Origin of the sequence: Georgenia sp. Z1491 (assembly GCF_049856175.1) — a bacterium.
GTDB lineage: Bacteria > Actinomycetota > Actinomycetes > Actinomycetales > Actinomycetaceae > JB111.
In genome coordinates this window covers 54,767-76,608 of the sequence record NZ_JBNDNA010000002.1, presented here as the reverse complement: position 1 = coordinate 76,608, position 21,842 = coordinate 54,767, and the positions used below count along the sequence as shown (strand labels likewise).

Genomic DNA, 21,842 nt, shown 5'->3' with positions numbered 1-21,842 from the left:
GCCGGTGACACGACACGGAGGAGCTGATCCACGGTGAGCCAGTCCGACCTGGGGGGCGTCGACCCCACGGAAGCACGCCGGGCCCCGGGGTTCGCCCCGAACGCGCCCGCCGAGGAGCCGTCGATCGGCGAACTCTTCAGTCGTATGTCGCAGCAGGTCAGCGCGCTGGTCAAGGGCGAGATCAACCTGGCCAAGGCACAGGCCACCGAGAAGGTCGCCAAGATCTCGAAGGGCGCGATCTTCCTCGCGATCGCCGGCGTGCTCGCGCTCTACGGCCTCGGCATGGCCTTCCTCACCGCGACCTGGGGGATCGCCGAGGCGCTGCCCCTGTGGCTGTCGGCGCTCATCGTCACGGTCGGGATCTTCCTCGTCGTCGGGATCCTCGCTCTCGTGGGCATCAAGACGCTCAACAAGCACAAGCAGTACACCGTTGCGCCGCAGGAGGGCCTCAAGGAGGACGTCGCGGCCGTGAAGAAGGGGCTCGGCAATGACACGACCTCTGACGAGGAGGTTCAGCGATGACCGTTGAGACGCCGGGCGAGCGACCGGACAAGAAGCAGACGGCCGAGGAGATCCAGGCCGAGATCGAGCGCGCCCGGGCGGACCTGACCTCCACGGTCGGCGAGCTGTCCTACAAGCTCGACCCCAAGCGCCAGGTCGAGGCCGCCAAGGCCGGGGCCAGGGACGCCGTGGGCGGCATGAAGGACAAGGCCACCGGGTTCGCCAAGGGCGTCAAGGAGGGCGACTCCGGGGCGCTGGCGGTCGCCGGCGTCGCGGCCGCCGTCGCGGGCGTGTTCGTCATCGCCGCGATCCGCGGGAAGAAGTAGCGCGGCTCCGCGCAGTACCGGCGCTCCGCGGCACCCCCGCGCAGCCCGGCAGAACAGACCGAAGGGCCGGCCCGGCGTCGAGAGACACCGGGCCGGCCCTTTGCGTGCGTCGGGCTCAGCCGGCCTCGCGGTCGAGCCGCGCGGGATCGATGCCCGACTCCCGCATGAGCTGCGCGACCTGGTCGCGGCGGAAGCGCCGGTGCCCGCCCAGCGTGCGGACCGCGTCGATCTTCCCGGCGTTCGCCCAGCGCGTGACGGTCTTGGGATCCACGCGGAAGTACCCGGCCACCTCCCCGGGCGTCAGCAGATCCTTCGGCGGCGTCGCGTCCATGTTCTCCACCCCTCGGTCCTCGTGGCCGCACCCGTCCCCGCGGCCCCATCCGTTCCTCCCCATCATTGCCCGCCGCTGCGCCGGACGCCTGGGCCGATGGTCCCGACAATTGGGACGTGGACGATCGGCACGCACCTTCGCGCGCCCTGAGCGCGACACGGCGCCCGCCCCCGACGACGCGCCCGCCGCACCGACGGCCACCGCCCGGCACGTTGCTCGGGTGTGCCCCTCGGGTGTGCCCTACGACGCCCTGTCCGGAATGGGCACCTGCCCGGGCGGCGGGGTACGGTGGCCCCACGACAGATACTTGACCACTCAGCCGGGACCCCATCGTTCGCGATGCTTGCCCCGGTTCCTACGTTGGAGGGGGTCGGCTCCATGGGGCGCGGCCGTCAGAAGGCAAAGCAGACCAAGGTTGCCCGCGAGCTGAAGTACTTCAGCCCAGCGACCGACTACGCGGCACTCGAGCGTGAGCTCGCGTCCCGGGGTGACGGTGGCGACGACCAGCGGTCGTACGAGACCACTCCGGCGGACGACGACGAGTGGGACGGCTACTCGGCCCGTTCCTGACACCGGACGCCCGGCACCTGTCGGGCGACGTCAGGACGGGCGGAGCGTGAGCACCACGGTCCGCCGGTAGCGCACACGACATCCACGGCGTCTCGGCGCCGTGGCTCCGTCGTGCCCGTGACCAGGGCACAAACCGGACCATGCCCGACGACGGCGAACCGCACGCGTCGGCCGACAGTAGTCCGCTCGCTCGTCCGGCGTACGGGCAGAAGTCCGCTCACTCGTCCGGCGTACGGGCAGAAAGCCCCTCACTCGTGGGACCGGGGTCAGCCGGCGCGGTAGCTCCCGCGCAGGTGGACGGCGCCGCCGGCCACGCCCTTCGTCCCGCTGACGGCGCGCGCTCCGTCCGGCACCCCACCGGGGTCCTCGCCGATCTCGCCGATCACCCGCGTGGGCACGCCGGCGGCGTCGAGCAGGGCCGTCGCCTCGTCGACGCGCTCGGGCGCGAGGACGGCCACCATCCCGACGCCGAGGTTGAGCGTGCCCTCGAGGTCGTCCCAGGGGACGCGGCCGAGCGCCTGCACGAGCCCGAAGACCGGCGGCACCTCCCACGCGCCGCGGTCGACGTCGGCCACGAGCCCCGTCGGCAGCACGCGCGCGAGGTTCGCGGCGAGACCACCCCCGGTGACGTGCGTGAACGCGTGCAGGTCCGGCCCCAGCGCACCGGCGAGCTCGAGGGACGGCCGCGTGTACAGTCGCGTCGGCTCGAGGAGCTCCTCCCCCAGGGTGCGGCCGAGCTCGGGCACGTCGCGGTCGAGCGCCCAGCCGGCCGTCTCCACCACGCGCCGCACGAGCGAGTAGCCGTTCGAGTGGAGCCCGGAGGAGGCCATGGCCAGGAGCACGTCGCCGGAGCGGACCCGCTCGGGTCCCAGGACGTCGTCGGCGTCGACCGCGCCGGTCGCCGCGCCGGCCACGTCGTACTCGTCCGCAGCCATGAGCCCCGGGTGCTCGGCGGTCTCCCCGCCCAGCAGCGGCACGCCGGCCACCTCGCAGGCGGCGGCGATCCCGCGGACGATGTCGGCCACGCGCACGGGGTCGACCTTCCCGCACGCGATGTAGTCGGTCATGAGCAGCGGGGTCGCGCCGACCACCACGATGTCGTCGACGACCATCGCCACGAGGTCCTGCCCGATCGTGTCGTGGACGTCCATGGCTCGCGCGATCGCGATCTTGGTCCCGACACCGTCCGTGGAGGTCGCGAGCAGCGGCCGCCGGTAGTCCTTGAGCGCGCTGACGTCGACGAGCCCCGCGAAGCCGCCGACGCCGCCGAGCACGTCGGGCGTGAGCGTGCGCCGCACGGCGTACTTCATCAGCTCGACGGCGCGGTCCCCGGCCTCGGTGTCCACGCCGGCGGCCGCGTAGGTGATCGCCTCGCCCGTCGACGTCGTGCCGTCCGGCGTCGTGCCCTTCGGCGTCGTGCTCCCGATCGGTGGCCGGGACGCGGGGGTGTGCTCCGGCGTGGGGCTCGTGGAGGAGCTCATGCGGAGACCACCGGAGTGAGCGAGGCGTCCTCGTGCGGCACCGGGTAGGCCCCGGTGAAGCAGGCGGTGCACAGGCGATCCGGCGCGATGGCGGTGGCCTCGACCATGCCGTCGACGGAGATGTAGCCGAGCGAGTCGGCGCCGAGGGAGTCACGGATCTGCTCCACGCTCATGCCGTTGGCGATGAGCTCGGCGCGCGTGGCGAAGTCGATGCCGTAGTAGCAGGGCCACTTCACCGGCGGCGAGGAGATGCGGACGTGGACCTCGGCGGCGCCGGCCTCCCGGAGCATCCGCACGAGGGCGCGCTGGGTGTTGCCGCGCACGATGGAGTCGTCGACGACGACGAGCCGCTTGCCCGCGATGACCTCGCGCATCGGGTTGAGCTTGAGGCGGATGCCGAGCTGGCGGATCGTCTGCGTGGGCTGGATGAACGTCCGGCCCACGTAGGCGTTCTTCACCAGGCCCTGCGCGAACGGCAGTCCGGAGGCCTGGGCGTAGCCGATCGCGGCCGGCGTGCCGGAGTCCGGGGTGGGGATGACGAGGTCGGCCTCGGCGGGAGCCTCGCGGGCCAGGACGCGGCCCATCTCGGTGCGCGCGGAGTTGACCGGGCGGCCCGCGATCGTGGTGTCGGGGCGGGCCAGGTAGACGTACTCGAAGATGCAGCCCTTCGGGTCGGCCAGGGCGAAGCGGCTCGAGCGCAGGCCGTCGGCGTCGACGGCGAGGAGCTCGCCCGGCTCGACCTCCCGCACGAACGTGGCACCGACGATGTCCAGCGCGGCCGTCTCCGAGGCCACCGCCCACCCGCTGGGCAGGCGCCCGAGCACGAGGGGGCGGATGCCGTGCGGGTCACGGGCGGCGTAGAGCGTGTGCTCGTCCATGAACACCAGCGAGAAGGCGCCGCGCAGGAGGGGCAGGACCGCCATGGCGGCGTCACCGAGACCGCCGTCGGAGGGCGGCTCGGTGCCGAGCAGGTGCGTGATGACGGCGGTGTCCGTCGAGGAACCCTTGCCCAGGTCGCCCGAGAGGTCGGTGCCGGAGCGCTCGCTGACGATGTCGAGCAGCTCGTGGACGTTGGTGAGGTTGCCGTTGTGGGCCAGCGCGACGGTGCCGGTCGCGGTGGGGCCGAGCGTCGGCTGCGCGTTGTGCCAGGCGCGGCCCCCGGCGGTGGCGTAGCGCGCGTGCCCGACGGCGAGGTGGCCGCTGAGCGACTCGAGCGCCTGGTCGTCGAAGACCTGGGAGACGAGCCCGGTGTCCTTGTAGACGAGGATCGACTCGCCGTCGGAGGTGGCGATGCCCGCGGCCTCCTGCCCCCGGTGCTGGAGGGCATAGAGGCCGAAGTAGGTCAGCCGCGCGACCTCCTCGCCCGGCGCCCACACGCCGAAGACGCCGCAGGAGTCCTGCGGGCCCTTCTCCCCCGGGATGAGCTCGTGCGAGAGCCGACCGTCGCCACCTGCCACGCCCGCAGTGTCTCACGGGGGTAGGTGGCAGCCGCGGGGCGGTCCGGGGACGGACCGCGTGCTCCCCTCACCGAGGCGATGGGAGGCCCCTCCGCCGAGACGATGGGGGATCTGCTGAGTCAGCGGGGAGCACCTTCACCGAGTCAATCGGGTATCCATCGAGGCAGTCGACCGCGGGCACTGACTCGGTGGATTGCCCACTGCCTCGGCGTCGGCGGGGAGCGACCGGCTCGGCGTCGGCCCGGGCCTGCAGGCTCAGCGTCGACGGATGGTCAGCGGGTGGCGCGGGCGGCGTCGGCGAGCGGGACACGCTCCCCCACCTCGACGCCGAGACGCCCGGCCAGCTCCGCGCTCGTGACCCGCGCCGTGAGGTCGCCCTGCTGGAGCAGGAAGCTGACGTCGAGGATCTCGTAGCGCGGCCGGCCGTCCGCCAGCGCCTCGGTGAACCGCGACCCGCCGGGCGTGAACCGGCACTCGACGAACGCGAAGGAGCGTCGTGCGTCGTCGGCGTGGTCCCAGGCGCGCACCGAGGCCACGACGTCGGCGACCGCCTCGCCGTACCGCTCGACGTTGCCGCGCACCGCCTCGGCGACCGTGGCCGCAGCGCCGCCGAGCAGCTCGAAGCCGGGCCAGCCGGAGGTCACGGCGCGCGCCACGAGGTCGTCCCAGCGCACGTCACCGCCGACGGTGACCTCGACTCCGCCGCACTGGGCGAGGTCGTTCGGGTCGCAGGCAGAGTCGTCGACGACGATGTCCAGCCTCTGGGCGGAGGGGTTCGACGTCGTCGGGGGCGTTGCCGGCGTGGTGGCCATGGCTCCATTGCACGCCGACGGCCCGCGCGGCCGCAAGGGGCGTAGCGCGGACCGACGGGCGCCGGCCACGACGTCGGGGCCCGGGGAGCTGGGCTCGACGTCGGGGCCGTGGCTCGACGTCGGGCTCGGGGCTCGGGGCTCGACACCGCGGCGCGGGGCTCGTCGTCCGGCCCGCGGCGCCGCGTCACATCGCCGTGTAGCCACCCTCGAGCATGACGGTGCCGCCGGTCATGAAGTCCGACGCCGGGGCCGCGAGGTAGAGGACGAGGTCGGCCACCTCGACCGGCTGGCCGAACCGCCCCAGCGGGATCTTCGCCTTCATCGGGTCGCCCTTCTCGGGCGGGCCCCAGACCTGCTCGCCCATCGGCGTGAGGATCACGGTGGGAGCCACGGCGTTGACCTGGATGTTGTGCGGCCCGAGCTCGCCGGCGAGCACCTTGGTCAGCGAGATCAGCCCGCCCTTGGAGGCGGCGTAGGCGGCGTGGTCGTCGGCGGCGATGACACCGGTCTGGGACGCGATGTTGATGATCTTGCCGTGCCCCTGCTCGATCATGCTCGGGGCGATCTCCTGGGTCAGGGCGAACGGGGCGGTGAGGTTGACGGCGAGCGTCGCGTCCCACTGCTCCTGCGTGAGCTCGGTGTAGGGGGCGATGTGGGCGACGCCCGCGTTGTTGATGAGGACGTCGACATGACCGAAGATCTCGAGCGCCTTCCGGCCCAGCTCGCGCGCACCGGCCGGGGTGGTGAGGTCGGCGGGCACGAGGTGTGCGGTGCGGCCCTTGGCCCGCACGGCCGCGGCGGTGTCCTCGAGCGCCGCCTCGTCGCGGCCCGAGAGGACGAGGTCGGCACCGGCCTCGGCGAGCACCTCCGCGATCGCCTCCCCGATACCGCGCGAGGCCCCCGTGAGGACGACCTTCTTGCCCTCGAGCGAGAACCGGGTCCTGATGTCCGACATGCGTACTCCTTCGTCGCAGCGTCGGTCCGCCGGACGGGCGTCGTGCGGCCCGGCGGACGCGATGGTCGCGCCGGGCGTTCAGGGGATGGACCGGTCCGGTCACGGATCACGGTCGCGAACCTCGGTCGGCTCGGCGTGCGGCGAGATTATGACTCGCGCCGCAGACGTGTCCACGCGGTGCTCACATGCGCGTCACGATCAGGTCTCACGCGCGCGGGCGGCGGGGCGATAACCGGGTAGGGACCCCACGGGTGTCGCACAATCGGGGCATGCCCGACGTCGACCTCCCGTTCCGCACCGCCGCCGGCGAGCGCGTGGTGCTGCGCAAGGCGATCGACCGCGACCTCGACGGGCTCGTGGAGCTGCGGTCCGACCCGGACGTACGGCGTCACCTCGGTGGGGCCGTCCCTGCCGAGCGTGTGCGCGACCTCCTGCTCGCCCGCAGCATCTCGTGGTCCACGGAGGGGTCGGGCGAGTTCGTCGTGGCGGACCCGGGGTCCGACGACCTGCTCGGCATGGTCATCCTCGAGCGCCGGTCGGCGCACCGACCCGGCCACGTCCGCGAGGACGGTGAGGAGCTGGAGCTGTCCTACGTGCTGCTGCGCGGCGTCTGGGGCCGGGGGCTCGCCCACGAGGCCGCCTCGGTGCTGCTCCGCGAGGCGTCGGCCCACCTGGAGGACCAGCCGGTGCTCCTCATCAGCCAGACCGACAACACCCGCTCGATCGGCCTGGCGCGGCGGCTCGGGTTCCAGGACTCGGGCACCTTCACCGAGTTCGACGCCGAGCAGTGGCTCGGGAGCGCGCCGCTGAGCACCTGGGCGTAGTGCGGGGGGCGTCCGCGACCTTCTCCGCCCAGTTCGCGACCGTCGACGCCGAGGCAATCGGGTAGGTACCGAGTCAGTCCCCCGCGGCCGCTGACTCGATCGGTACCCGATTGACTCGATGAGTCGCAGCGCGGCACGTCCCGCAGTTGCGCATATTTGCGCATCCGTCGCACCTCCTTGCCCTGCCCGCACGGCGGGTGCACGATCATGCGCAAACGTTCCCGCACCGGTATCGGCGCCGCGGCGGGCCTCGACGAGGAGGATCGGATGGGCATCAGGGAGGTCGCTCGGGCGGCGCACGTCTCCGTGACGACCGCGTCCCGCGCGCTCAACGGCACCGGCCGCGTCGCCGAGACCACCCGGGACCGCGTGCGCTCCGTGGCCGACGAGCTCGGCTACCGGCCCAACGAGCTCGCCCGACAGCTCAAGCGCGGCAAGAGCTCATCACTCGGCATCGTCGTCCCCGACATCACCAACCCCTTCTTCTCCGAGCTGGCACAGGGCGTCCAGGAGGCCGCCGCGCGCTACGACGCCGTCCTCCTGCTCACCGCCACCGGGGCGGACCCGAGCCGCACCGCGGAAGCCATCGCCCAGATGCGCGCCCGCCACGTCGCCGGGGTCGTGCTCGTCGAGGACCGGCTCGACGACGACCGGCTCGTCCGGGCGCTGGACGGCATGCGGTTCGTCGCGCTCGACCGCGAGCTGGACCCGACCCGGGCGACCTCCGTGACCAGCGACCACCGCTCCGGCGGCCGGATGGCGGTCCAGCACCTCGTCGACCTCGGACATCGGCGGATCGCGCACGTCGCGGGCCGCCCGGAGATCGCGGTCGCCCGGGAGCGCTCCGTCGGCTACCACGAGGGTCTCGCTGCAGCGGGAGTCGACACCGACCCGGCCCTCGTCGTCGAGGCGGACTTCGAGGAGGAGGCCGGCTACCGGGGCACGCTGCAGCTCCTCGACCGCGGCACCGACCTCACCGCGGTCTTCGCCGTCAACGACCTGGCAGCGATCGGTGCCGTCCGCGCGCTCGACGAGCGGGGCCTGTCCGTGCCTCGCGACGTCAGCGTGGTCGGCTTCGACGACATCCACCTCGCGTCGTACGTGCGACCGGGGCTCACCACCATCCACCAGCAGATCGACGAGCTCGGCCGACAGGCGGCCGAGCTGCTGCTCGACGACAAGGAGGGACGCTCCCGCATGCTCGACGTCCACGTGGTCACCCGAGGGACCACCGCACCACCGCCGTCAGGGACCACGCCGCCGGGGAGGACCCGATGAGCGGCACGGTCGTCGTCATCGGGAGCCTCAACGTCGACGAGGTCGCCTCCGTCGACGTCCTGCCCCGTCCGGGCGAGACAGTCACCGCCACCGGCTACGCGACGCATCCCGGTGGCAAGGGCGCGAACCAGGCGGTCGCCGCGGCACGGGCGGGCGCACCCGTGCGCATGGTGGGCGCCGTCGGGGCGGACGACGCGGCCGACCTGCTGCGCGGGTCGATGTCCTCCGACGGGATCGACCTGGACCTGCGCACCGCGGACGGCGACACGGGACGCGCGCTCATCCTCGTCCAGTCCGACGGCGAGAACGTCATCACGGTCGTGCCCGGCACGAATCACATGCTCACCGTCGAGGACGTCACCGCCGCGTGCGCGAACCTCACCGCCGACGACGTCGTGCTCATGCAGCTCGAGATCCCGCTCGAGCTGGTGGCGCACGCCGCGCGACTGGCGGACGAGGCCGGCGCGACGGTCGTCCTCAACGCGGCCCCGGCCCTGCCCTCGCTCCCGCTCGACGGCGTCGACGTCCTCGTGGTCAACGAGCACGAGTGCCTCCGGGTGGCCGGGCGCGCGGAGGACGCCGACCCGCTGACCACCGCCGGTGACCTGGCCGCGGAGCACGGGCTCACGGTGGTCGTCACCCTCGGCGCACGCGGCGCCGCGCACACCACCGGCGGCGCCCCGGTGGAGACCCCCTCCCCCGCCGTCACCGCGGTGGACACCACGGGCGCCGGCGACAGCTTCGTCGGCTACCTCGCCGCCGCGCTCCTCGAGGGTTCCTCCCTCGGCGAGGCCGTGACCCTCGCCGTGCACGCCGGATCCAGCGCGGTCACCCGGCAGGGCGCCCAGCCCGCGATCCCCTACCGCGACTCCCTCACCACCGGCGCATAGCCGCCGCCACCCCCAGCACACACGAAAGGTGCAGACATGCGACTGATCATCGGAGCAGACCACGCCGGGTTCCCCATGAAGGAGACGGCTCGGGCGGTGCTCGAGAAGCTCGGCCACACCGTCGTCGACGTCGGCACGCACTCCGAGGAGCCCGTCGACTTCCCGGACATCGCCCGCGCCGTCGCCGAGCCGATCCTCGCCGGCGAGACCGACCGGGGCGTCCTCGTCTGCGGTACCGGGGTCGGTGCCGCGATCGCGGCGAACAAGATCCCCGGCATCCGGGCGACCGTCGCCCACGACACGTACTCCGCCCGGCAGGGGGTCGAGCACGACGACGTCAACGTCATCTGCGTCGGCGCCTGGCTGGTCGGGCCCACCGTCATCGAGCAGGTCGTCACCGAGTTCCTCGCCGCGGAGTTCAGCACGGACCCCGACTGCCGGCGGCGGGTGGAGAAGCTCCACCAGCTGGAGCTGGAGGCCGCGGCCGCCGCCCGGCGTCCCGGCGCCTGACCGGTCCGCCCCCTCCCCTGCTTTCCGTCTTCCCGGCCCACGCCGTCTCGCAAAGGAGCGACATGTCCACCGAGCAGCACTCCCCTCCCGCGGATCTGGAGAACCTCGAGTACCCGGACCCGCCCGAACAGCTGCGCAAGCGGCTGACCTTCACGGCCGCCGTCGCGGTCCTCGGCCCGGGAGCCATCGTGGCCTCGGCCAACATCGGCTCGGGCGAGATGGTCTTCGCCTCCCGCGGCGGTGCCGTCTTCGGCTACGCGCTGATCTGGGCGTTCGTCGTCTCCGCCGTGGCGAAGGCGGCGCTCGCCTACTCCTTCAACCGGTACACGGTCGTCACCGGCGAGCACCCGATGGCCCGCTGGGCCGTCCTCTTCCGCGGTCCGCGGGGCTGGTTCACGCTGCTCATGGGGATCGTCTCGATCCTCGCCGTCCCGTCGTGGGTCGGCGGCATGGGTATCGCTCTCGGGGACCTCATGGCCTCGCTCACCACCGGCAGCGGGGCGCTGTGGGCCACCGGGCTGATCGTGCTGTCCGGTGTCCTGTCCTGGTTCGGGGGCTACGCGCGGCTGGAGAAGGCGCAGACCGTGATCGTCGGCTTCATGCTCGTGGCCATCGCGGTCAGCGTCGTGGTGCTCCAGCCCGACTGGCTCGCCGCGCTCGGCGGGCTCGTCCCCGGCATCCCCGAGTACAACTCCTGGGTCGGCGACACGTACCCCGACATCGCCTCCCGGCCGGTGTGGCTCGAGGTCGCGACCTACCTCGGCGCGGTCGGCGGCGGCACCTACGACTACATCGGCTACGCGGGCATGACGCGCGAGAAGCGCTGGGGCATGCTCGGCCGCGAGGACCAGGTCGCCCTGGGCGAGCGTCTCGCCGAGGTGCCCTACAACGGCAAGCTCCCGCTGTCGACCGAGCCCGAGCAGGTCGAGCGCGCCAGGGCCTGGAGCCGGGCACCGCTCGGCGACACCGTGCTCTCGTTCCTCGCCATCGGCGTCTTCGCCACGATGTTCATGCTCAACGGCGCCTCCCTGCTGGCAGCCGAACAGCTCATCCCGGCCGGGAACGACACCCTGACGTTCCAGGCGCAGTTCCTCACGGCCGTCCACCCGACCTTCGAGTACCTCTACATCGTCGCGGTGTTCTTCGCGTTCTTCGGTTCGCTCTACGCCTTCTGGGAGCTATACACCTACACGGCGTTCGAGACCCTGGCCCCGGTGTTCACGAAGATCCGCGTGCGCGGCACGAACAGCGTGCGCCCGTGGATGTACGTCTACATGCTGATCGCCAGCCTGCTGCTGGTCTGGACCGTCGGGGAGCTCGTCATCATCGTCACCCCGGCATCCGTGCTCGGCGGGCTGCTGACCTCCGGGCTGTTCTGCCTGGTGCTGCTCTGGACGGAGAAGAAGGTCCTCCCGGAGACGCACCGCCTGACCGTGCCGGCTCGCTGGTGGGTGGGGCTGTCGGGGGTCCTGCTCACGGTGCTCGGCATCGTCTCGACCTGGGAGCTGCTCTCATGAGGCCCGGCGCAGCTCTCTCGACCGGCTGCTTCGCGCTCCTGTCGGTGTGGAGCTTCTCCGACGGCGACATGCTGTTCGCCGGTATCTTCGTGGCCATCGGCCTGGCGAACCTCTACCTGTCGCTCCGGCACGGCACGCCGCCGGCGCGGGGTCGTGCGGGGGCCGCCGGGACGACACGCGGCGCGACCGGTGCCGACAGCCCCGTGCGCGTCGCGACCTCGACACGCGACGACGCCGAGGAGGCCCGGATCCGCAAGAACTGGCGGGTCATCGCGATCGGCGGAATGGTGGTGGCCGTGGTCGCCGCCCTGTCGTTCCCGCCGCTTGCGCTGGTGCTGGCGGCGTGCAGCGCCTATGCCGCACACCGGGCGCGCTCCGTGCGTCCGCAGGCGGCCCGCCCGGTCGGCACCGCCGCCAGGTAGACGGAGCACCAGGAACGGCGCGAGCGGGCCGGCCCACGGTGGTCGGCCCGCCCGGTGGCCCCAGACCGGTCCCGGCCACCGAGCATCCCCCACGATCGAAGGAGAGAGATGGAGTACTTCTCAGGACCCGCCCCGACCGCCACGCACGTGGTCCGGCTCGACCCCGGCGACGATCTGCTCGTGTCCCTGCGCGACTTCATCGCGCGGGCGGGCATCACCGACGGCGCCGTGGTATCCGGCATCGGCACGCTCGACCACTGCCGCATGCACATGGTCACGACCACCGGGTATCCACCGGTGGAGGTGTTCCCGGAATGGACCGACACGGCGCTCGAGCTCGTCTCGATGCAGGGCGTGATCGCGGACGGCTTCCCGCACATCCACATGACCGTCTCCACCAAGGACGCCGCCGTGAGCGGTCACCTCGAGGAGGGCTGCCGCATCCTCTACCTGTGCGAGATCGTCGTCGTCGAGCTCGGCGGGCACTCGCTGAGCCGTGAGCCGAACGAGCACGGCGTGCCCCAGCTCCTGGCCAAGAACGGCTGAGCGTCGCCGGGCCGAAAGGCCCACGCACGACGACGGCGCCGCCCACCTTCTGGTGGACGGCGCCGTTGTGGTGTCGGCGGTTCGTGAGCCGCACGCTCGAGGGTCGAGAACCGCACACTCGACGACAGTGGCGGTGGTGCGTCAGGGGCTGGTCAGCCGGAGGCCGTGCGGCGTCGTGGTGGGCCGGCCGGCGGGCGCGTGCTCGCAGGACATGATCGAGACCTCCCCGGACGGGTCGCAGAAGATCACCTCGTCCGCGAGGCCGGTGAACAGGCCGTTCTCGACGACGCCGGGGATCCAGTTGAGCTCCCGGTCGAGCACGAGCGGGTCGTCGATCTCCTTGAGGTGGGCGTCGACGATGAAGTTCCCGCTGTCCGTGATGACGACCTCACCCGCCTGGTCGACCCGCCGGACCAGGTCGACGCCTGCCGGGTAGCCGTGGTGCTGCAGCAGCCGGCCGATCGACCGGCTGGTGGACTCCCACCCGTGCTGGATCACCTCGATCGGCAGCGGGAACGCGCCGAGGCGGTCCTTGAGCTTGCTCGTGTCTGCCACCACCACGTAACAATCCGCGGCGTCGGCCACGATCCGCTCCCACAGCAGGCACGCGCCGCCGCCCTTGATCATGTGGCCGTCGTGGTCGACCTCGTCCGGCCCGTCGACGACGAGCTCGAGGCGGTCGATCTCGTCGAACCCGACGAGCGGCACGCCGAGCTCGAGCGCGAGGTCCTTCGTCGCGTTCGACGTCGGCACGCCGCGGACCTCGAGCCCGTCGGCCACCTTGTCGGCGAGCGCGCGCACGAACCAGTGGCTCGTCGTGCCCGAGCCGAGCCCGAGCAGCATGCCGGGCCGGACGTAGCGCTCGACGGCGGCGATGCCGACCGCCTTCTTCGCCCGGTCCTGCGCGGAGAGTGCGTCCATGTCAGTGCTCCTTGGCGGGGGTGGTGGGGGTGGCGTCGTGCAGCTCGGGCACGGCGAGCCCGGGCACGTCGAGGTCGCGGGCGAGGTCGGCGAACCGTTCGATCCGCACGACGTCGGGGTCGACCGGCTCGCCCCAGGCGACGTGCCGGTAGCGGACGCCGGCACCGGCCCCGACCACGACGTCGACGGGGTTGTCGCCCACGTAGACGGTCTCCTCGGGCCGCAGGCCGAGCCGGTCGAGGACGTCGAGCAGGTGCCGCGGGTCGGGCTTGGGGTGCTGGACGGAGTCGCGGCCGAGCACGACCTCCACGACCTCGTCGAGTCCGACGGCACGCAGGACCTCGGTCGACAGGGCGGTCGACTTGTTCGTGCAGATGCCGACCCTGATGCCCGCCCGGCGCAGCGCGGGCAGCACGTCCGCGGCGTCGGCGTACGGGGTCGACAGTGCGGCCGGTGCCGCCGCGTACCGGGCCCGGTACCGGTCGTGGACGTCGCGCACGAACGCCTCGTCCGCCGCACGTCCCGGTGCGACCTCCTGCATGGCGGTGAGCACGAGGTCGTAGGCCCCGTGGCCCATGCCGCGGGCGGCCAGCGCGGGGTCGACCGCGGGCAGGCCGGCCTCCTCGAACGCGCCGGTCAGCGCGGCGGTGACGTCGGCCAGCGTGTCGACGAGCGTGCCGTCGAGGTCGAGGACGACCCCGCGGACCGGCACGGCATCGGGAGCGCCCGGGTCGAATGCCGTCACGCGGAGACGCCCTCGGCCGTGCGGGCGAGCTCGTAGACCTCCGTGAGCGCGCCGTGCAGCCTGCGGTGCGCCCCGAAGATGGTCTCGTAACGGGCGTGCCTGTCGTCGTCGGGCACGTAGGTCTTCTCGACCTTGACCTGGGTGAGCGCGGACGTGAGGTCCGCCCAGAGGCCGGTGCCGACGCCGGCGGCGAGCACGGCGCCGTACGCGCCACCCTCGGAGGCGCCGACCTGCGTGACGACCTCGCGGCCGAGGATGTCGGCGAGGAGCTGCAGCCACATCGGGTCGTTGGACACCCCGCCGGAGGCGACGACCTGGTCGCTCTGCAGGCCGGCGTCGACGCAGATCTCGAAGATCCCGCGCATGTTGAGCAGGACACCCTCCATGACGGCGCGGGCGATGTGCCCGACGTCGTGCATCTGGGTGAGGCCGACGAGCGCGGCGCTCGCGTCGGGGGCGAGGTTGGGGGACCGCTCGCCGAGGAGGTAGGGCAGGAAGAGGACGCCGTTCGCGCCGGGCTCGACCTCGCGGGCGAGGCGGACGAGCGTCTGGAAGGACAGCTCCTCGTCGTCGTTGAGCGGCCTGAGCGCGTCGCGCAGCCACTGGAAGGCGCCGCCGGCGCTGTTCGCGTTGCCCATGATGTGCCAGCGGCCCGGCTCGTTGCCGCAGCTGACCTGGACCCGGCCGGCGGGGTTGTCCGGGTAGCGCGAGAGCCCGCCGGCGACGATCCCCGCCGTACCGACCGTGAAGCCCGCGGAGCCCTCCTCGATAAGTCCCATCGCCGAGGTCTGGATGACGGCGTCGCCGCCACCGCCGAAGACGGGTGTGCCGGCGGGGAAGCCCCACGCGGCGGCGATGTCGTCGTCGAGGGTGCCGGTCTGCTCGGTCGACTCCACGACGTCGGGCAGCAGCGCGGGGTCGATGTCGATGGCCCTGAGCAGCTCGAGCGACCAGGTGCGGTTGCGGACGTCGAACAGCCCGGTGCCCGAGGCGTCGGAGACGTCGGTGACGTACAGGCCGGTCATCCGGAAGCGGATGTAGTCCTTGGGGTTGAGCAGGCGGACCATCTTCGCGTAGTTCTCCGGCTCGTGGTCGCGCAGCCAGATGATCTTGCCGCCCGTGTAGCCGGGGAACATGCGGTTGCCGTTGAGCTCGACGAGCTTGTCGAGCCCGCCGACCTGCTCGGTGATCCAGTCGCACTCGGCGGCGCAGCGCTGGTCGTTCCACAGGATGGCGGGGCGGATGACCTCGCCGTCGGCATCCATCGCGGTCAGGCCGTGCATCTGCCCGCACAGGCCGATGCCGGTGATCTCCTTGCCCTTCTCGGGCAGCTGGGCGGCGAGCGCGGTCATCGCCTCGCCGGTGGCGCGCCACCACTCCGCGGGCTCCTGCTCGGACCAGCCCGACCGGAGGTTGATCAGCGGGTAGGTCGCGGTGGACTTGGCGACCACCACTCCGTCGTCGTCGACGGCGATGGCCTTGAAGCTCGAGGTTCCGAGGTCGATTCCGATCAGCATGAGTTGCTCCCTTGCAACGGTGGGTGAGAGGTGGGTCGATCAGTGGGTGTGACGGATCCGCAGGTGCTTGTACTGCAGGTAGCCCTCGAGGCCCTCGCGGCCGTGCTCCGAGCCGAAGCCGGACTCGCGGCGGCCGCCGTAGGGGGCGTTGATGATGCCCGCGTCGACGTTGTTGACCGCGACGTTGCCGAAGTCGAGCTCCCGGCCGGCGCGCATCGTCTCCCCGAGGTCGTCGGTGTAGAGGTACGCCGCGAGCCCGCCCGCGACGCCGTTCGCGTGCGCGACCGCCTCGTCGAGCGACTCGACCGCCGCCACGCCGACCGCGGGGCCGAACGTCTCCTCCGTCATGATCTGCGAGTCGAACGGCGCGTCGACGACGAGGGCCGGGTGGCGGAACAGCCCGCCGGAGGGGTGGTCGTCCGCGCCGGAGAGCAGCCGGGCACCCCCGGAGAGCGCGTCGGACACGTGCCGCTCCGTGCGGGCGCGGATCTCCTCCATGGTCACCGGCCCGACGTCGGCGTCCGGGTCCGCGTAGCCGTCGCCGACGCCGAGCGCGCGGGTGAGCTCGGCCATGCGGTCGGTGAAGTCGGCCATCACGGCGCGCTCCACGTAGATGCGGTTGATCGCGATGCAGATCTGGCCGGCGTTGCGGAACGAGCGCCGCACGGCGCCCGTGGCCGCGAGGTCGAGGTTCGCGTGCCGGGTGACGATCATCGGGCAGCTGCCGCCGAGCTCCATCGTCAGCTGGGTGACGCCGGAGACCGTGCGGAACAGCTTCTGCCCCGTGGCGTTGGAACCGGTGAAGGCGACCTTGGCGATGTCCCGGTGGCCGGCGAGCATCGCGCCGACCTCTCCGGCGCCGTGGACGATGTTGACGACCCCTGGCGGGAAGCCCGCGGCCGTCAGGCACTCCGCCATGACCTGGCCGGCGCCGGGGGTGTGCTCGGAGTCCTTGATGACCATCGTGCAGCCGGCACCGAGCGCGCCGCCGAGCTTCCAGCCGAGCAGCTCGACCGGATAGTTCCACGGCGTGATGGCCGCGACCGGTCCCACCGGCTCGCGCTGGACGACCGAGAGGAAGTCGTTGGACTCGTTCGGGACGGTCTCGCCGCCGATCCGCTCGGCCTCCTCGCCGTAGAAGCGCATGGCCTGGGCGAACTTGCGGACCTCGCCGCGGGCCTCGTTCAGCGGCTTGCCCTGCTCGAGCGTCATGGTGGTCGCGAGGTCGTCGACCCGCTCGAGGGCCACCTCGCCGAGCCGGCGGAGCAGTGCCCCGCGCTCGAACCCGGTGGTGCGGCTCCAGGTGGGAAAGGCGCGCACGGCGGCCGCCACGGCGGAGTCGACCGTGGCCTGGTCGGCGACGTCCGCGACGGCTGCCACCTCGCCGGTGGCGGGGTTGCGGCGCTCGAAGGTCTCGCCGCCGGGCCGGAACTCTCCGTCGATGTAGGCCGAGCAGTGCAGGGGCGTGGTGGTCATCGGGTCTCACGTCCTTCGTCGTCGGGGCGCGGTGCAGGGACGTCCGGGAGGGGGAAGGGGCAGCGCAGCGGCTCGCCGTGGAGCGCCCGCCGTGCCTCGTCGACGGCCAGCACCTGGAGACGTTCCATCGACTCCGTGGAGTAGAAGGCCGCGTGCGGCGTGAGGATGACCTCCGGCCGGGAGCGCAGCGGGTGGTCGGTCGGGAGCGGCTCGGGCTCGGTGACGTCGAGCGCGGCGCCGGCGAGCCTGCCCGAGTCCAGGGCCCGGCCGAGCGCGTCGTGGTCGACCAGGCCGCCGCGCGCGGTGTTGATGAGGAACGTGCCCTCGCCCATGGCGGCGAAGGCCGCGTCGTCGAGCAGGTGGTGGGTGTCCTCGGTCAGCGGCAGGTGCAGCGAGAGGATGTGCGCGGAGGCGAGGAGCTCGTCCCAGCCGACGAGGCGGATCTGTTCCTCGTCGAGCGCGCCGGGGGCGAGGTACGGGTCGTAGGCGATGGTCGTCGCACCGAACGCCCGGAGACGCTCGGCGGCCATGCGGGCGATGCGGCCCGCGCCGACGAGGCCGACCACGCGGCTCTCCATGCTCGGGATGGGGCCGAGGTCTCCTGCGCGCATGGTGCTGCCGTCGTGCAGTGCGTCGTCGAACTCGCGCACCCGCCGCACGAGCATGAGCGCGAGCATGGTGGCGTGGTCGGCGACGACGCCTGCCCCGTAGTCGGGCACGTTGCACACCCGCACGCCCGCGGCGGCGGCCGCCGCCAGGTCGACGTTGTCGACGCCGACCCCGTACCGGATGACGACGGCGTCCGGCGCGAGCCGGTCGAGCTCGGCGGCACCGAGCGGGGCGAAGTTGGTGAAGACGACGTGGGCGCCGTCGAGGACCGCGCCGAGGTCGCCGGAGCCGTCCCAGCGCCGGTAGGTCGCCCCCTCGTCCTTCGCGAGGCGTCGCTCGAGGGTCTCGTCGTCGACGGCGGTGTCGGTCACCGCGATGATCTGCTCGCTCATGCGTAAGCTCCTTCGCTCCTCAGCCGGCCCGGTGGAGGTCGCGGACGAGGTCGAGGACGCCGTAGTCCCACACCGGTGCGCTCTCGCTGGGGGTCACCCGGTTGGTCAGGGTGCCGAGCTGCGGGGAGCTGATGGAGACGAGGTCGCCCTCGTGGTGGGTGAATCCCTGGCCGGGCTCGCCTCGGTCCTCGGTCGGGGCGAACGGGGTGCCGCAGTACAGGACCAGGCCGTCGGGGTACTGGTGACGGCGGTTGATCGTGTGCGCGGCGAGCTCGCTCACGGGCCGGGAGATGTCCGACTGGGGGGCCGTCGCCTCGAGCTCGAAACCGTCCTCACCGGTGATGCGCATGGTGATCGTCGTGGCGGCGGCGTCCTCCAGCGTGAACGCGTCGTCGAACAGGCGGATGAACGGGCCCAGCGCCGCGGAGGCGTTGTTGTCCTTGGCGAGCGGGAGGAGCAGCGCGCTGGCGCCCTCCATGTCCCGCAGGTTCGCGTCGTTGCCGAGGGTCGCGCCCTTGACCTGTCCGGCGCCGTCGATGACGAGGACGAGCTCGGGCTCGGGGTTGTTCCAGGTGGAGATGCCGGCGATGCCGACGTCGGAGCCGTGGCCGACGCTGGACAGGATCGGCGCCTTCGTGAACACCTCGGGGTGCGTGCCGAGCCCGACCTGGAGGTACTGGGACCACAGCCCGTTCTCGCGCAGCACCTCGAGGGCGGCGAGCGCCTCGGGCGAGCCGGGGCGGATGTCCCGGATCGACTCGCCGAGCGTCTCCTTGAGCTGGTCGCGCACCGCTGCGGCCTTGGTCGGGTCCCCGCCCACGCGCTCCTCGATGACGCGCTCGATCATGCTCCGTACGAAGGTGACGCCCGCGGCCTTGAGCACCTGGAGGTCGACCGGCGAGAGCAGGACGGTCTCGGCCAGCTCCACCGGGCCCTCCGCGCCGCGGCGACGGTCCGCCTCGCGCACGGTGGCGGCGAGGACCTCGTCGAGGTCCCACCGGGTGGGGGCGGAGAGGGTCTCCGTGGCGGCGGCCGCGGTGGTGCCGGCGGCGGCGTCCGTGGCGGCGGCGGCCGTGGCGTCGCCGGCGAGGATGGCTCGTACCCGCGACGCGGGATCGCTCTCCTGCACCAGCTCGGTCATCGTCGGCCCGAGGGCGGTGACGTCGACGAGCGCGTCGCCCGCGACGGCGACGAGGCGCGGGCCTGCGCCCGGGACCCAGATCCGTCCGACCAGCGTGGGGTCGGCGGCGTCGGTGGGCAGGACCTGCGCGGACTGCGCTCGCGGGTCGGACATGGGGCACTCCTCTTCGAGCGTGGCTTCGGGGTGTTTGATGTGCGAGGTGTCCAAACATATGATGATTGACATGAGCCGTCAATCAGCCGGCGACAGCCGGCCCGCGCCGACCCCTGCGACGGGTGGTCTGGCGACGAGCCCGGGCGTGCCGTCTCCCCGTCAGGCATCGGCGCCGACCCCGGTGCGCCCCGCGCGACTGCCGATGTGGCTGGCGGACCAGCTCGAGGAGGCGCTCCTCCACGGCGAGTACCCGGTCGGATCCCTGATGCCGACGGAGAAGGCCATCGCCGACGACTTCGGCGTGAGCCGGCAGGTGGTGCGCGAGGCCGCCCGGCTGCTGGAGGACCGCGGCCTCGTGGAGATCCGCGCCGGCCGCGGGATGACGGTGATCGCTCCGAACGTCGACTCCATCGTCCAGCGCTTCCGGATGCTGCTGCAGCACGGCCACGCGAGCTTCGAGAAGCTCATGGAGCTGCGCAGGATGACCGAGGTCGACATGGCGACCCTGGCGGCCGCCAACCGGACGGACGACGACGTGGCCCACATGCGCGACGCCATCGCCCGGGCCGCGGAGAACCTCGACGACTACGCGGCCTGCATGGACGCCGACATGGCCTTCCACATGGCGGTCGCGCGCGCGACGCAGAACCCGTTCGTCCTCGCGTTCGTCCAGCCCATCAACCTCGTGCTGCGCGACGTCTACCGCAAGCCCATCGGGTACCTCGCGACGCAGGCCGACACGGTCGCCGAGCACACGGCGATCGCCGACGCGATCGCCGCCCGTGACGTCGAGGCCGCCCGGCGGGCGACCTCGGCCCACCTGGGGCGCGTCGTCGACGACGCCGGCACGCTCGTCGACGAGGACGCCGTCGTCGTCGACCCCACCACGTCCTCCACCACCGCTCGACCGAAGGAGTAACCACCACATGACCTCCGTGAACGAGACCTCGAGGTCCATCGTCGACGCGGCCGTCGCTGCCGCCACCGACGCCGCCCGCGCGTCCGTCCGGGAGAGCTACGAGACCCGAGCCGGATGGCTCGAGGCGCTGGCCGAGACCCTCGACTCCCACGCGCCCGAGCTCATCGCCCTCGCCGACGACGAGAGCCGCCTCGGGGAGAAGCGCCTGACCGGGGAGCTCGCCCGGACCAGCGCCCAGCTGCGGCTGTTCGCCTCGGTCGTTCGCGAGGGCAGCTTCCTCGAGGCGACGATCGACCACACCGATCCCTCCGCCACTCCCCCGATCCCCGACCTGCGGCGGATGCTCGTGCCGCTCGGCCCGGTTGTCGTGTTCGCGGCGAGCAACTTCCCGTTCGCCTTCTCCGTCCTCGGCGGGGACACCGCGAGCGCGCTCGCGGCCGGCGCGCCCGTGATCGTCAAGGCGCACGAGGGACATCCCGCCCTGTCCCGCCGGGTGGCGGAGCTCGGCGCGCAGGCGCTCGAGGGCGCAGGTGCGCCGTCGGGACTGCTCCAGCTCGTCGAGGGGCGCGAGGCCGGCGTCGAGCTCGTCCGGCACCCGGACGTGCGGGCGGTCGGCTTCACGGGATCGCTGGCCGGCGGGCGCCACCTGTTCGACCTGGCCGTCCAGCGGCCGGAGCCCATCCCGTTCTACGGCGAGCTGGCGAGCATCAACCCGGTCGTCGTGACGCCCGGGGCCGTCGAGTCCTCGATCGACGAGATCGTCGACGGACTGCTGGGCTCCTTCACGATGGGCGTCGGTCAGTTCTGCACCAAGCCCGGCGTGGTCCTCTCGCCGGCCGGGGCGGACCTGGCCGGCCGCCTCGCGACGAAGGTCGACGCCGACGCGGCGGGTGACCCGGCGTCGCCGCCCATGCTCAACGACCGGATCCGCGCGGGCTTCCACGACCGACTCAGCGGCCTCGCCGGCCAGGAGGGCGTGGACGTGGTCGCGGGCGCGGACGTCGTCGACTCCGAGGAGCGCACCTCCCCGGTGGTGCTGCGGACCACCGTGCAGCGAGTGCTCGAGTCACCCGAGGTCCTGCTCGAGGAGGTGTTCGGGCCGGCGACGCTCATCGTCGACTACGACTCCGAGGAGGACGTGCGGGCCGCACTGGGGGTGCTGCCCGGCTCGCTCACCGCGACGCTCCACGCCGCGCCTGGTGAGGAGCTCGCTCGCACCCTCGTCCCGGCACTCGGCGAGCGCGCCGGCCGGGTGCTGTTCGGGGGCTGGCCCACCGGCGTCGCCGTGTCGCACGGCCAGCACCACGGCGGCCCCTACCCGTCGACGACGAGCATCCACACCTCGGTGGGGACCACCGCGATCCGCCGTTGGCTCCGGCCCGTGACCTACCAGACGACGCCGGACGACCTGCTGCCCGAGCCGCTGCAGGAGGCGAACCCGCTGGGCATCCCGAGGCGCGTCGACGGTCAGCTCGTGCTGGCGGACCACGCGTAGGCTTCATGACGCGATCGGCGGCGTCGGCGGTGGTGCCCGCTCCGACGGCGCCGC

23 protein-coding genes are annotated in these 21,842 nt (G+C 72.7%); 12 read left to right on the top strand and 11 right to left on the bottom strand.

What is annotated here, in order from left to right; all coding sequences use genetic code 11:
- Positions 1 to 33 precede the first annotated feature (33 nt).
- On the top strand, positions 34 to 522 hold the full coding sequence (locus tag ACPYO4_RS02855) for a phage holin family protein (RefSeq protein ID WP_425707706.1): 489 nt from the start codon (positions 34 to 36) through the stop codon (positions 520 to 522).
- Positions 519 to 827: a DUF3618 domain-containing protein gene (locus ACPYO4_RS02850; RefSeq protein WP_425707705.1), complete on the top strand. Its 309-nt coding sequence runs from the start codon at positions 519 to 521 to the stop codon at positions 825 to 827. Before ACPYO4_RS02855 ends, ACPYO4_RS02850 begins: the two co-directional genes overlap by 4 nt.
- A gap of 115 nt (positions 828 to 942) precedes the next feature.
- Here the strand turns inward: ACPYO4_RS02850 and ACPYO4_RS02845 are convergent, their stop codons facing one another.
- Positions 943 to 1,158, bottom strand: a complete 216-nt coding sequence (locus tag ACPYO4_RS02845) for a BldC family transcriptional regulator (RefSeq protein ID WP_425707917.1) — start codon at positions 1,156 to 1,158, stop codon at positions 943 to 945.
- A gap of 378 nt (positions 1,159 to 1,536) precedes the next feature.
- Between ACPYO4_RS02845 and ACPYO4_RS02840 the strand changes: the two genes are divergently transcribed.
- On the top strand, positions 1,537 to 1,728 hold the full coding sequence (locus tag ACPYO4_RS02840) for a DUF3073 domain-containing protein (RefSeq protein WP_425707704.1): 192 nt from the start codon (positions 1,537 to 1,539) through the stop codon (positions 1,726 to 1,728).
- Between the two features lie 266 nt (positions 1,729 to 1,994).
- Here the strand turns inward: ACPYO4_RS02840 and purM are convergent, their stop codons facing one another.
- The 4 genes from purM to ACPYO4_RS02820 form a co-directional block, all read right to left on the bottom strand.
- Positions 1,995 to 3,209 (bottom strand): phosphoribosylformylglycinamidine cyclo-ligase, encoded by a 1,215-nt coding sequence (gene purM, locus ACPYO4_RS02835; RefSeq protein ID WP_425707703.1) that lies wholly within the window; start codon positions 3,207 to 3,209, stop codon positions 1,995 to 1,997.
- On the bottom strand, positions 3,206 to 4,666 hold the full coding sequence (purF, locus tag ACPYO4_RS02830; RefSeq protein ID WP_425707702.1) for an amidophosphoribosyltransferase: 1,461 nt from the start codon (positions 4,664 to 4,666) through the stop codon (positions 3,206 to 3,208). Before purF ends, purM begins: the two co-directional genes overlap by 4 nt.
- A 272-nt stretch (positions 4,667 to 4,938) precedes the next feature.
- Positions 4,939 to 5,478 (bottom strand): hypothetical protein, encoded by a 540-nt coding sequence (locus ACPYO4_RS02825; RefSeq protein WP_425707701.1) that lies wholly within the window; start codon positions 5,476 to 5,478, stop codon positions 4,939 to 4,941.
- Positions 5,479 to 5,662: 184 nt separating this feature from the next.
- Positions 5,663 to 6,433, bottom strand: coding sequence for an SDR family NAD(P)-dependent oxidoreductase (locus tag ACPYO4_RS02820; RefSeq protein WP_425707700.1), 771 nt, complete (start codon positions 6,431 to 6,433; stop codon positions 5,663 to 5,665).
- 269 nt (positions 6,434 to 6,702) lie between these two features.
- Between ACPYO4_RS02820 and ACPYO4_RS02815 the strand changes: the two genes are divergently transcribed.
- The 7 genes from ACPYO4_RS02815 to ACPYO4_RS02785 all read left to right on the top strand — a co-directional run bounded on the left by ACPYO4_RS02815 (position 6,703) and on the right by ACPYO4_RS02785 (position 12,420).
- Positions 6,703 to 7,257 (top strand): GNAT family N-acetyltransferase, encoded by a 555-nt coding sequence (locus ACPYO4_RS02815; protein ID WP_425707699.1) that lies wholly within the window; start codon positions 6,703 to 6,705, stop codon positions 7,255 to 7,257.
- Between the two features lie 207 nt (positions 7,258 to 7,464).
- Positions 7,465 to 8,535 carry a LacI family DNA-binding transcriptional regulator gene (locus ACPYO4_RS02810; RefSeq protein WP_425707698.1) on the top strand — a complete coding sequence of 357 codons (1,071 nt, stop codon included), beginning with the start codon at positions 7,465 to 7,467 and terminating at the stop codon, positions 8,533 to 8,535.
- Positions 8,532 to 9,425, top strand: coding sequence for a ribokinase (locus ACPYO4_RS02805; protein ID WP_425707697.1), 894 nt, complete (start codon positions 8,532 to 8,534; stop codon positions 9,423 to 9,425). The genes ACPYO4_RS02810 and ACPYO4_RS02805 overlap by 4 nt, the downstream gene beginning before the upstream one ends.
- Before the next feature lie 36 nt (positions 9,426 to 9,461).
- Complete coding sequence (locus ACPYO4_RS02800; RefSeq protein WP_425707696.1) at positions 9,462 to 9,935, top strand: RpiB/LacA/LacB family sugar-phosphate isomerase; 474 nt, start codon at positions 9,462 to 9,464, stop codon at positions 9,933 to 9,935.
- A 62-nt stretch (positions 9,936 to 9,997) separates the two neighbouring features.
- Positions 9,998 to 11,452, top strand: coding sequence for an Nramp family divalent metal transporter (locus tag ACPYO4_RS02795; protein WP_425707695.1), 1,455 nt, complete (start codon positions 9,998 to 10,000; stop codon positions 11,450 to 11,452).
- A complete protein-coding gene (locus ACPYO4_RS02790) occupies positions 11,449 to 11,874 on the top strand; it encodes a hypothetical protein (protein ID WP_425707694.1) in 426 nt (141 codons plus the stop codon). Before ACPYO4_RS02795 ends, ACPYO4_RS02790 begins: the two co-directional genes overlap by 4 nt.
- 108 nt (positions 11,875 to 11,982) lie before the next feature.
- Positions 11,983 to 12,420: a PPC domain-containing DNA-binding protein gene (locus ACPYO4_RS02785; RefSeq protein WP_425707693.1), complete on the top strand. Its 438-nt coding sequence runs from the start codon at positions 11,983 to 11,985 to the stop codon at positions 12,418 to 12,420.
- Between the two features lie 141 nt (positions 12,421 to 12,561).
- Here ACPYO4_RS02785 and rpiA read toward each other — a convergent pair whose 3' ends face one another.
- The 6 genes from rpiA to ACPYO4_RS02755 are packed head-to-tail and all read right to left on the bottom strand — an operon-like array spanning position 12,562 to position 19,374.
- On the bottom strand, positions 12,562 to 13,341 hold the full coding sequence (gene rpiA / locus ACPYO4_RS02780) for a ribose-5-phosphate isomerase RpiA (RefSeq protein ID WP_425707692.1): 780 nt from the start codon (positions 13,339 to 13,341) through the stop codon (positions 12,562 to 12,564).
- Position 13,342: 1 nt separating this feature from the next.
- Complete coding sequence (locus ACPYO4_RS02775) at positions 13,343 to 14,086, bottom strand: HAD family hydrolase (RefSeq protein ID WP_425707691.1); 744 nt, start codon at positions 14,084 to 14,086, stop codon at positions 13,343 to 13,345.
- Positions 14,083 to 15,603, bottom strand: a complete 1,521-nt coding sequence (xylB, locus tag ACPYO4_RS02770) for a xylulokinase (RefSeq protein ID WP_425707690.1) — start codon at positions 15,601 to 15,603, stop codon at positions 14,083 to 14,085. The genes ACPYO4_RS02775 and xylB overlap by 4 nt, the downstream gene beginning before the upstream one ends.
- A 39-nt stretch (positions 15,604 to 15,642) precedes the next feature.
- Entirely contained in the window at positions 15,643 to 17,079 is a 1,437-nt protein-coding gene (locus ACPYO4_RS02765) for an aldehyde dehydrogenase family protein (RefSeq protein WP_425707689.1), read from the bottom strand.
- The gene (locus ACPYO4_RS02760) at positions 17,076 to 18,080 is read right to left on the bottom strand and encodes a C-terminal binding protein (protein ID WP_425707688.1); all 1,005 of its coding nucleotides are present in this window, start codon (positions 18,078 to 18,080) and stop codon (positions 17,076 to 17,078) included. Before ACPYO4_RS02760 ends, ACPYO4_RS02765 begins: the two co-directional genes overlap by 4 nt.
- 19 nt (positions 18,081 to 18,099) lie before the next feature.
- Positions 18,100 to 19,374 carry a fumarylacetoacetate hydrolase family protein gene (locus ACPYO4_RS02755; RefSeq protein WP_425707687.1) on the bottom strand — a complete coding sequence of 425 codons (1,275 nt, stop codon included), beginning with the start codon at positions 19,372 to 19,374 and terminating at the stop codon, positions 18,100 to 18,102.
- A 70-nt stretch (positions 19,375 to 19,444) separates the two neighbouring features.
- On the opposite strand from ACPYO4_RS02755, the gene ACPYO4_RS02750 reads away from it, so the two are divergent.
- Positions 19,445 to 20,293, top strand: coding sequence for a FadR/GntR family transcriptional regulator (locus tag ACPYO4_RS02750; RefSeq protein WP_425707686.1), 849 nt, complete (start codon positions 19,445 to 19,447; stop codon positions 20,291 to 20,293).
- A gap of 7 nt (positions 20,294 to 20,300) precedes the next feature.
- Entirely contained in the window at positions 20,301 to 21,788 is a 1,488-nt protein-coding gene (locus ACPYO4_RS02745; protein WP_425707685.1) for an aldehyde dehydrogenase (NADP(+)), read from the top strand.
- Positions 21,789 to 21,842 lie beyond the last annotated feature (54 nt).